Source organism: Candidatus Zixiibacteriota bacterium, assembly GCA_014728145.1.
Classification (GTDB): Bacteria; Zixibacteria; MSB-5A5; order JAABVY01; family JAABVY01; genus WJMC01.
Genome location: WJMC01000005.1, coordinates 1 through 10,008, shown reverse-complemented (window position 1 = coordinate 10,008; position 10,008 = coordinate 1). Strand labels below are relative to the sequence as shown.

Here is a 10,008-nt window from a genome sequence, read left to right as displayed (position 1 = left end):
TCTTTGCCGTACATGTCGCCCGAACAGATCCGCGGAAAAAAAATCGACTTTCGCTCCGACCTGTATTCGCTGGGCGTGACCATGTACCAGATGCTGACCGGCGCGGTGCCGTTCGAGGAAGACTCCGATTTTATGCTGATGCAGGCTCATCTGGAAAAAACTCCGCCCAAACCGAGTGAGAAACGAACTGATATCCCACCCGATATGGAAGCCGTCTTGATGAAGTCGCTCGAGAAGGATCCCGAAGCGCGTTATGCTTCGGCCAAGGAGATGTCGATGGCGCTGGCTGAATTCCAGAAGAAATCCGGTATCGGAGGTGATGATGACCCGACATTGGCTGGGCATCCACTGCGCTCCAGAACATCGAAGACGAAGGACAAATCCGAGCGTGATCAGAAAGATATCAAAACGACATTCGATCAGCCCAAACCCCAGAAACTGCCCAGGCCGATTCTTTTAATTCTGGCCGTGTTTGTATTTGCGGTGATTGTTTTCGTCGGCATTCAAATCGGCGGTCGCGAGGGGGGCGAGGAGCTTACCGGGAGCGGTGCCGAAACCCCGCTTGAAGACACCGTTGCCAGTCAGCCGGTGTCCGACCAGGATCAGGATCTTGCGGATGGCGGACAGGCTGAAGATGATGATGGCGCTTTGCCGTCGGGGCAGGATGAAGATGATACTCGTGAACAGGCCAGTCAGCCTCAACATACGGGCAAACTGGAGGTGTTTTTCTCACCCCATGATGTAGGTCAGACCGCAAAACTTTTTCTCAACGGTGTCAGGGTGAATTATTCCGATGTTCCGGTTCGGCTCGATACTCTCGAGCCGGGACGGTACACGTTGCTTCTGGTACACCCGCAACATGGCCGTTTCTTCGATACGGTGACTGTGGGTGAACAGATCAAGTCTCGCAATTACGATTTTCAGGCACCTTCCGGGAAGGTGCGGATTTCATCCACGTTCATTGGCGGACCCGCACGCCAGTGGGGCTATATTTATATCGATGAGGTCAAAAGAGATCAGGGTACTCCCTTTGCTTTCGATTTGACCGCCGGGCCTCACAAGGTTGCGGTTACAAAAGATGGCTACCAGACTGTCGGTGGCTACAAGATTGTCAATGTGTCTGCCGGAAGTGATCAGGAGCTGAATTTTAAGCTCAGAAAAAGATAAACCTATTCAGTCCGAAAGCGTTATAATTATAAATACTAAATTTTAACTTGCTTTTTCTTTTGACAATCATCTTTTTGAACAGAAGAGATATCATATCCAGGAGGGTGGTCGATGCTCACGGAAAATAGAATTTATCTGATAACAGCTACATTCATCATTTTATTTACAGGTATAGTAAGTGCTCAGTCGGGCGATGTCGATGCGCAGATATCAAAAGCGGACGACCTGTACTGGCGCGGGCAGTTCGAGGACGCGGTGATTCTGACTTCTTCACTTTTAGCTGAAAGCGAGCTCAAACCGGAGCAGGAGAAACATGCGCTGATGGTGCTGGCACGCTGTGAGGCCAACCGCGGGCAGGACAAGGCAACCCGGGCTTACCTGGAACGTCTGGCCAAACTCGATCCGGCTGTCGAACTCAATCCGGACGAGTATCCACCGCAGATGATGAGTATCTGGTATTCGGTCGAACGCGATCTGCCGGATTCACTCCGGCCATCGGTTATGGGCAAAACGACCATAGCCATCCTGCCGTTCGACAACGCCTCGATCAGCGAGGATCAGCGTGATCTCGATCCGCTTTCGGTCGGGCTGGCCTCGATGATGATCCAGGATATTTCAAAATCCGATAAGCTCAAGGTGGTCGATCGCGACAAGATCAACTTCATCGTGGATGAGCTCGAACTGCAACAGTCGGACCTGGTGGACAAGAGCACAGCTGTCAAAATGGGCAAACTGGTCGGTGCCCAGACTTTGCTGATGGGCAGTTTCATGAAAATCAGTAAAAACGATATGAAGATATTTGGACGCCTGGTCTCTGTCGAGACTTCGGAAATCCTCAAGGCGGCCGAGGTCACAGGCGACCCGGATGATATCTTCGAGCTCCAGAAGGAACTTGTGCTGAAAGTTCTGGGTGAGCTCAATGTCGATGTCGACAAGGATACCAAGAAAAAGATAAATGAAGGCAAGGATAACCGTTACGAGGCATTGTATCATTATTCTCTGGGGCTGGCACTGCAGGACAAGAAGGAATACAAGGCGGCCTATGCCGAGTTTTCCAGGGCCCTCGAGCTGGCACCCAACTATGCCGAGGCGGCTCGCAAGAAAAACAGGCTCGAACCTATGGCCATGAAAGGGTAAAGGCGGTTTATTGAAAAAAACGTTACTGCTTCTCCTTACATTATCAATCGCATTGAGTATCGCCTGCTCCAGCGGTAAATTCAACCGTGGCAGTCGCGAGCTCGAGGCCGGTAATTATTCCGATGCGATCGTCATCTTCCGGGAAGCCCTGGCTGAAAACCCGGAGAAAGCCCCCCTGTGGCAGAAGCTGGGGATTGCCTATTATCGCAACCAGCAATATGCCGACGCGGTTGACGCGTTGAGCCAGGCTCGCGCGCTCGATTCCGGTGATGGTCTGACGGTCTTGTATCTGGGGATGGCCTATGAGCGTCTGGATAAACTTTTGCAGGCCGCTGATCTTTACCGTGCCTATCTGAAGGTGGATTCGGATTCGGAAATATCACAGAAGATCCGTCATCGAATAAAATACCTGACCGACCAGGCTGTGCAAGCCAATGTCGAGCAGGTGGTCGCCTCGGAAAAGGAAATCGACACCGAGGAGATTCCTTCCAACAGCGTGGCAGTTCTCGGCTTCAGGCCGGGCAATCTGCCTGACCGATACAAACCCCTGGCGCGCGGGCTGACCGAGATGCTGGTGGTGGACCTGAAAAACTATACTGACTTGACTCTGGTCGAACGGGTGATGCTGGACGCGATCTTGAAGGAACTCGAGATGTCGCAGTCTGAATATTTCGATAAATCCAAAGCTCCGCGGGCAGGTCGTCTGATGGGCGCCTCCAAAGTCATCGCCGGCGAGGTGATGCAACAGGATGATGATGACATCATGCTCGAGTCGGGTATTATCGAGGTCAGGGATGGCTTTGTCGAGTATCCCGAAGGTGTCGAAGGCGATTTGGACCAGTTCTTTACACTGCAAAAGAATCTCACTAAAAATATAGCCGCTTCACTCGGTTACCCGATTTCCGAGGATCAAAGCGCGCAGTTGATGGAACCTCCGACAGAATCTTTTTTGGCATTTCTGTCGTACAGCCTGGGACTGGAGTATGCTGACCAGGGGATGTATGCCCTGGCTGAAGCACAGTTTGAAAATGCTCTCGCGGAAGATCCCGGTTTTTCTATGGCGGCCCTTGCTAAAAATGAAGTCGAAGGGCTATCCAGCTATGACGGTTCGGTAATCTCCACCGGAGCGCTGGAACAGGCAGTTGTGACAGAAACGACGACCAATCGAAGCTCGGATGGCACCGGTAAAGGATTGAAACAGCTCCAGGAGACGATCGGCTATATACCCGATCGAAGCGAAGAGGAAGAAGATCCGCCCTACACGCCACCGGTGGTGGGAACCGGAACTGTCCGCGTAATCGGAACACTGGATGAATGAGATGAAAAGAGTTATTAAGACATCGTTAACAGCAGTTATTTTGCTGGTCCTGATATCGACATCGGCATCGGCACAGATAATCTTCGGACAGCCACCCTCGGCCCGTGCAGAAGTGATTTACCAGAGCTGGAAAATCACCGATTCCGCCGGTGTGGAGAGTACCCTCAGCCAGTGGGTGGTACCGGTTTCAGCTTATGTGCCCCTGGCGGATAACTGGGAGATGATGTTGTCCTCCTCGACTGCGGGTACCAGCCTCGATGACCCCGGAGGTCCGAACAACAGCCTGAGCGGTCTCAATGATACCCGGATCGTGGTTTACCGTTCCTTGATGGATGACCGCCTGATGCTGGGAGCCGGACTGAATCTTCCAACCGGCAGGAAAGCTCTCGATGAGGATGAGATCGGTGTCGCCAACCTGTTGACAGAATCGTTTTTGAATATGCCGATCAGAAATTACGGCGAGGGCTTCGGGGTCAATCTTGAACTCGGCTATGCCGAGAAATTCGATATTTATACCCTGGGAGCAGGTGCGGGGTACACCTATAAAGGATCCTATGAGCCTTTAAACGGTGCTGATGATTACAAGCCCGGCGATCAATTCCGACTGGGTGCGTTCGGCGCAGTTGAAAGAGGAGCTGTCAATGCCCGCTTGTCGATGCGTTTGAATATGTACGCTACGGATCAGCTCGACGGCGAAGATGTCTTCAAGGACGGCAGTATGTTCGAGATCAATTTCAGGCTCGGGTATGTCCTCGAAAAATCAGTCTCCCATGCCGGAATCCGTTACCTGATGCGTGGCAAGCATGACCGATTGATTTTGGGTGATCTCCAGACGGAACCCGAGAAGACTCACGGTAACGAGCTTTTATTCTACGGTCGCTCGGCTTTCCGGATGACCGGGGTTTTAACTTTGTTTGCCCTCGTGGAATATACCAACGTGGCATCCAATGGCTATGAAGAAGACCATGAGCGCTTCTTCGGGTCATCGAACTATTTTGGAATAGGCGCCGGCGGTTCCGCTCTGCTGACGGATATCTTCAGCACCTATGGAGAATTCAAGTACCTGACTGGCGCTGCAAACGACGATCTTTTGGATTTAAACGGCTACGAAATCGCGGTGGGCGTAAGGGCGGTATTCTAACATGAAATATATGTCGGTTAAATACTGGTTGATCAGCCTGCTCGCTTTTGCGATGTTTTTATCGGGTTGCAGTTCAACGACTGAACCGGACTTTCTTATGACGGTCAGGGTTGCTTCTGTCCTTGATTATTTTAATGAGAGCCAGACTAAAGTTGACCGTGTGGAGATGACTGTCTCGGCTGAGGATCTCGGATCTGAAACGCAGGAGGTTGAACTCGTCAACGGCAAAGTTGATCTCGAACTGGAAATCAAGCCCGGTCGTGATCGCACGATACGTTTGGACGCTTATGACGCGGATGGCCTGCTGTTGTATTCCGGAGAGGAAACAGTCGATGTCGGCCTGGGCGAGGAAGTGACGATTGAAATCAGGATGGAGCCTCAGGTTTTGATGATAAAGGTCGATCCAGTATATCAGAGGGTCGATCCCAATTCAGACTTAGTCAACAGCTTTCAGATTTACGTATATAATGTGGAGGACCTGTTCGGGGTCGCATTCAGGATAAACTACGATTCCAGCATCATCGCCCCCTATGATATCGAATACCACGATTTCCTGGGTGATGATTTGATGACGCTGAGCAAGTTCGAGAGGGATCATGTCGCCGTCGGCATGACAAACAAACGCGGTTCCGCCCAGGTTGAAGGTTCGGGGCTTCTGGCTACCATACTGTTCGATCCTGTCGCTGAGGGTGAAACTGTTCTGGAAATTAATACGCAGACAGTCGCATTGAGAACAGCCAGCGGTTTTAATATTCCGAATTTTAGCAATCTTGTGATCGAAAATGGCAATGTGGTGGTTTCCGGATCACCAGGAGGAAAATAAATATAGAGTAGTTGCTAATGAAAACACCATTAAGATTTTTATTCATTACCGTGGCTGTTCTCTGCCTGCTGTGCGCGGGTTCTGAGCTTATGGCCGTGGAGATTTTCGTTTCCGCTCAAACCGGAAGCGATATAACCGGCGATGGTTCGCAGTCATTTCCCTATGAGACTATTGCCTATGCCTTACAGTTCGCTATCAACGGCGATACGATTACAGCTTTGCCGGGGGTTTACCAGGGTTCCGCGAATGTCGGGCTGAACCTGTTTATTCGCAGTCAGCAGGGTCCTGCCAATACGATTATCCAGACCAATGGCGCGAGCAGTTACAGTTTCTACTTCAATAATGTGACGGATACGGCCACGCTCGAGGGTTTTACCCTGGAGGGACAGAGCTGTTCAACAATTGATGTTGACAACAGCATATTAAAGATTTCAAAGTGCGAGTTCAGGGAAAGCGGAGGCGATGAATGCAGCGGCGGGGCGATCAACAGTTATAACTCGTCGGTAACGATCCACGACTGCCTGTTCTGGCATTGCAGTTCGGATCTGACCGCCGGCGCGATTTATCTGTACAACTCCAATGCCCGCATCTATAACAATTTCTTTGACAGCAATTTCGTGGTCGATGAGTTCTATGGTGAATGCGGTGGTGTTATGGTGCAGGGGAATGACACCGCGCAGTTGGAGATCGTGATCCAGAACAATGTCTTTATGCACAATACTTCGGCCAACACCGGGGCTTTGTATATCGGCCACAGTGATACGTATGTCTACAACAACTTTTTCTATGCCAACTCAACTCCGGTCAACGGGGCCGCGATCACTATAGCATTCAATTCCAATCCGTACGTTTATAACAATGCCTTTACTCACAATACCGAGTTGGCGGTTTACAGTGGATCAGAAGTGTGGACTAATTATGGCAACAGCAACTATTACGCCAATTATCCGAATACCGGATGTCCGACCTGTCCGGCGAGCGGAACGGTCTACTCGTATGACCCGATGGTGGTCGATATCCAGGGCGGTGATTTCCACCTGACCGACAATTCCGGGCTGATCAACAGGGGACGGGCAAACCTTCCTCTGCTGATGGATCTCGATTTTGACGATGAGCCGCGAGTATCCGGTATGATTGCGGATATAGGTCCGGATGAATATATCGACTGTTCGCTTTCAGGTGATTTCGTGATCCAGGGTGATTCAAGCGGTTGTGTCGGTACGGAGGTTCTTTTCTCGGCAACCGGCCTGCAGGGTTTTTATGATTCATTGTGGTGGAATTTTGGTGATGGCAGCCGGGTCAAGGATCAGGTAAACGTCAACCATATTTACGAGGGCGGTGGAATCTTCACGGTCAGCTTGAATATGGCCACAGCCTGCACTACGGTTGTGATTACGAAACCGAATTTTGTCGAAATTATCGATGCGCCGGCGGCCGATTTCAATGTTGCCGATAAAGCCGGTTGCATACCCTTCGAAGTCGAATTCGTGCCCGACATCACTGCTCCTGTCGATGAGTACCTGTGGGATTTCGGCGACGGTACCACCTCGAGCGAGATGAAGCCGGTTCATGTCTATGACTCGAGCGATGTGTTTAACGTCAGGCTGATCGCCACGAATGCATGCGGTGTCGACACTATACTGAAAGAGAATTATATCGAGATCGTACCCGATGTCACAGCTGATTTTACTGTCGATACGACTTATGGCTCGGTGCCGCTGCTGGTTAATTTCACCGATCTGAGTTTGAACGATCCAATAGAGTGGGAATGGACGATTTCCGGTATTGCGGAGACCTATACTGACCAGAACCTCCAGCATCGCTTCCTGTTTCCGGGGCAGTACGATGTGCGCCTGGTGACTTCCAACCAATGTGAACGGCCAGATACACTGCTCATGGAGGACCTGATCACCGTCTACGGTTTTGAACTCGAGCAATACGGTATGGACAGCAGCCGCTATTCATACCGCTACTTTATAGTCCTCGATTCACTGTTTGGTGAATATGACAAGACGGTCAGCCTGTCTGCGGGAATACGCAATACTCCGGGACAGGGTACTATCAAAACGAATTTCAGCCAGACACAGGCAGTTCTGTATGACAGCCTGTATCTGGATGTTATCCTGGATCGGACTGTCCCGGCCGGAGAATACGATATCGAAGTCGTCGCGACAGGCGGGGGATCATTCTATAAAGATACCCTCGTATTTACCGTTACAGCAGATCCGGAGCAGATAATCAGTATCAGCCCGGGTGTTCTTGATTTCGGGGAAGTGCCGGAAGACAGCACCAAGGAGATGATCCTGACGCTGGAAAATACGCTCGAATTCCCGGATACATTTACGCTCAGAATATTCGACCTGGAGCCCTCATCAGAGGAGTTCAGCACGAATTTTGAGCAGACCACGAATATAATTATCGGCAACAGCAGGGATTTCACGGTTTCCTTTACACCTCCCGATACGGGAGAGTACTCGACGTTGTTGTCGGTGGTTTCCAATGATCCGGCTGTTCCAGAATACAGCATCATCCTGAATGGCCATGGTATTCTTGAACGAACACCGCCGGTTGTCGATTCGACCAGGCCGGCCAATGGTTTTGTGCAACATCCTGTGACACGCGACGCGATAGTGTATTTCTCGGAACCGCTACTGGGTTCGGCAATCGATGATAACAGCATAAACGCTACAAGTTTTAAAAACGGTGAAGCGATCGATGGCTCAGTTATTTACAATGAAATTGACAACTCTCTGACATTCAGACCTCAAAATGATTTCCCGGTAGGGGATTCGATTACCGTGGTCGTTTCCGGAAATGTGGTCGATCTGGCCGGCAACAGTCTCGATGCCAACGGTGACGGCCAGGGCGAGGGCTCGCCCGGCGATGATTATATATTCGGGTTCACCACGGGTTTTGCGGTATATCCGGGCGACACCAACAACGATGGTATCGTCAACGAGATGGATGTCATACCGCTGGGTGTTTACTGGGATTTCGATGGCCCGGCGCGTGGCCTGTCCGGTATCTGGAGCAAACAACCCTCGCAAATCTGGGTGCCATCGCGGGCTACCTATGCCGATTGTGATGGCAATGGTATTATAGATATGGACGATCTGATCGTGATCGGTTCAAACTGGGGACTGACGCATGAAGTGGCCGGCAGTCCGATAATGTTTACCACGGAAGAGTTAAAAGGGGCGTCCGAGCAGTTCAGCGCGATTTATCACTCCGTCGATGTCGACGTGATGGGTGAGGAAGGGAAAAAGATTCGGGATATACTTTCGGATTATGTCTCCATGCCTGCGGGACCTGAAAGTTTTTACCTGGGCAGTAATTTTCCCAACCCGTTCAATCCGACGACGACGATCAATTTCAGCATTCCGGTTGAATGCCATGTTCATCTCGAGGTCTACAATGTACTCGGGCAGACAGTCAAACTGCTTCTGGATGAGCATCTCGCAAAGGGCATTCATTCGGTCAGCTGGGACGGTTCGAACGCGAGGGGGAACCCGGTACCCTCGGGGGTGTATTTCTATCGCATGAGCGCTCGGGAATTCAGTCAGGTCAAGAAAATGATACTGATCCGTTAGTCACGTCTGCTTAATTGATAAGAGAAGAGCGGTAACTTTTTAAGTAACACTTTACGTTTATTGCCAGGTTTTTCAAATAAAACTTGACAAACAGTCGGTAATATTCGTATACATAAGTTGTATTCTGCAGTTCTTGTGTTACGGTATTGAGTTACTGCGTGCTTTTGGCTAAGTATATAAACATATAGAACTTACAAACTGGTTAGAAGGTCCTTTAATCCCAAGGATGGGGGGATGCATGGAAGAAAGGCCTCTGGATGACAAGATCCTCATCTGTGTGGATTGCAATGAAGAATTTGTCTTTACTGTATCCGCGCAGGAGTATTTTCTCGAGAGAGGGATCACCGAGGAGCCAAAACGCTGTAAAAGCTGTTACATGAAGCTCAAAAAAGAGAAGCGACAGCAACAGCGAGAGGATCGCAGGAGGTCGCAGAACAGGCGTTATGCCTACAATAACAATTACAGCAATGGGTTCAATCGAGACAACCACAACGGTCAGTACCGTAAGTAATCGTACCCTATGCGCCTGCACAACGCGACTTTTCGGCACTGAATGGTGCTACTTGAGCAGAAGCATTTTTCTGCTTTCGGAGGATTCTGCAGTCCTCAAAATGTAAAAGTACACGCCGGTAGAAACCGGATGCCCGCCCGCGTTTAGTCCGTCCCAATGTACCGCGTGATTCCCTGGCTCATAACGGCCGTCAGCTAACTGTGTGACCTGCTGTCCGAGCAGATTGTAGACGGTGATGTTGATGTCTGCCGGTTGATCGAGCGAAAAGCTGATCACCGTCTCGCCGTTAAATGGGTTCGGGTAGTTCTGTTCGAGCGTGTA

Annotated in this window: 8 protein-coding genes; 7 read left to right on the top strand and 1 reads right to left on the bottom strand. The window is 50.5% G+C overall.

Translation table 11 applies throughout. From position 1 onward, the window contains the following. The 7 genes from GF404_00325 to GF404_00295 all read left to right on the top strand — a co-directional run. The coding region (locus GF404_00325) for a protein kinase (protein ID MBD3380616.1) at positions 1 to 1,167 on the top strand (1,167 nt) is incomplete at its 5' end. Between the two features lie 111 nt (positions 1,168 to 1,278). Beyond that, positions 1,279 to 2,304 (top strand): hypothetical protein, encoded by a 1,026-nt coding sequence (locus GF404_00320; GenBank protein MBD3380615.1) that lies wholly within the window; start codon positions 1,279 to 1,281, stop codon positions 2,302 to 2,304. A gap of 10 nt (positions 2,305 to 2,314) precedes the next feature. Next, positions 2,315 to 3,622, top strand: a complete 1,308-nt coding sequence (locus tag GF404_00315) for a tetratricopeptide repeat protein (GenBank protein ID MBD3380614.1) — start codon at positions 2,315 to 2,317, stop codon at positions 3,620 to 3,622. A gap of 1 nt (position 3,623) precedes the next feature. Continuing rightward, entirely contained in the window at positions 3,624 to 4,763 is a 1,140-nt protein-coding gene (locus GF404_00310; protein MBD3380613.1) for a hypothetical protein, read from the top strand. A 1-nt stretch (position 4,764) separates the two neighbouring features. Next, positions 4,765 to 5,586 (top strand): hypothetical protein, encoded by an 822-nt coding sequence (locus tag GF404_00305; GenBank protein ID MBD3380612.1) that lies wholly within the window; start codon positions 4,765 to 4,767, stop codon positions 5,584 to 5,586. Between the two features lie 17 nt (positions 5,587 to 5,603). Further along, complete coding sequence (locus GF404_00300; protein MBD3380611.1) at positions 5,604 to 9,176, top strand: T9SS type A sorting domain-containing protein; 3,573 nt, start codon at positions 5,604 to 5,606, stop codon at positions 9,174 to 9,176. A gap of 253 nt (positions 9,177 to 9,429) precedes the next feature. Next, positions 9,430 to 9,687, top strand: coding sequence for a hypothetical protein (locus GF404_00295; GenBank protein ID MBD3380610.1), 258 nt, complete (start codon positions 9,430 to 9,432; stop codon positions 9,685 to 9,687). A 48-nt stretch (positions 9,688 to 9,735) separates the two neighbouring features. Here the strand turns inward: GF404_00295 and GF404_00290 are convergent. Continuing rightward, positions 9,736 to 10,008 (bottom strand): T9SS type A sorting domain-containing protein (locus tag GF404_00290; GenBank protein MBD3380609.1); only part of this gene is annotated, 273 nt, incomplete at its 5' end.

Coding starts and splice junctions, on each gene's coding strand:
- GF404_00320 (MBD3380615.1), top strand. CDS start 1,279: ATGCTCACGGAAAATAGAATTTATCTGATAACAGCTACATTCATCATT.
- GF404_00310 (MBD3380613.1), top strand. CDS start 3,624: ATGAAAAGAGTTATTAAGACATCGTTAACAGCAGTTATTTTGCTGGTC.
- GF404_00305 (MBD3380612.1), top strand. CDS start 4,765: ATGAAATATATGTCGGTTAAATACTGGTTGATCAGCCTGCTCGCTTTT.
- GF404_00300 (MBD3380611.1), top strand. CDS start 5,604: ATGAAAACACCATTAAGATTTTTATTCATTACCGTGGCTGTTCTCTGC.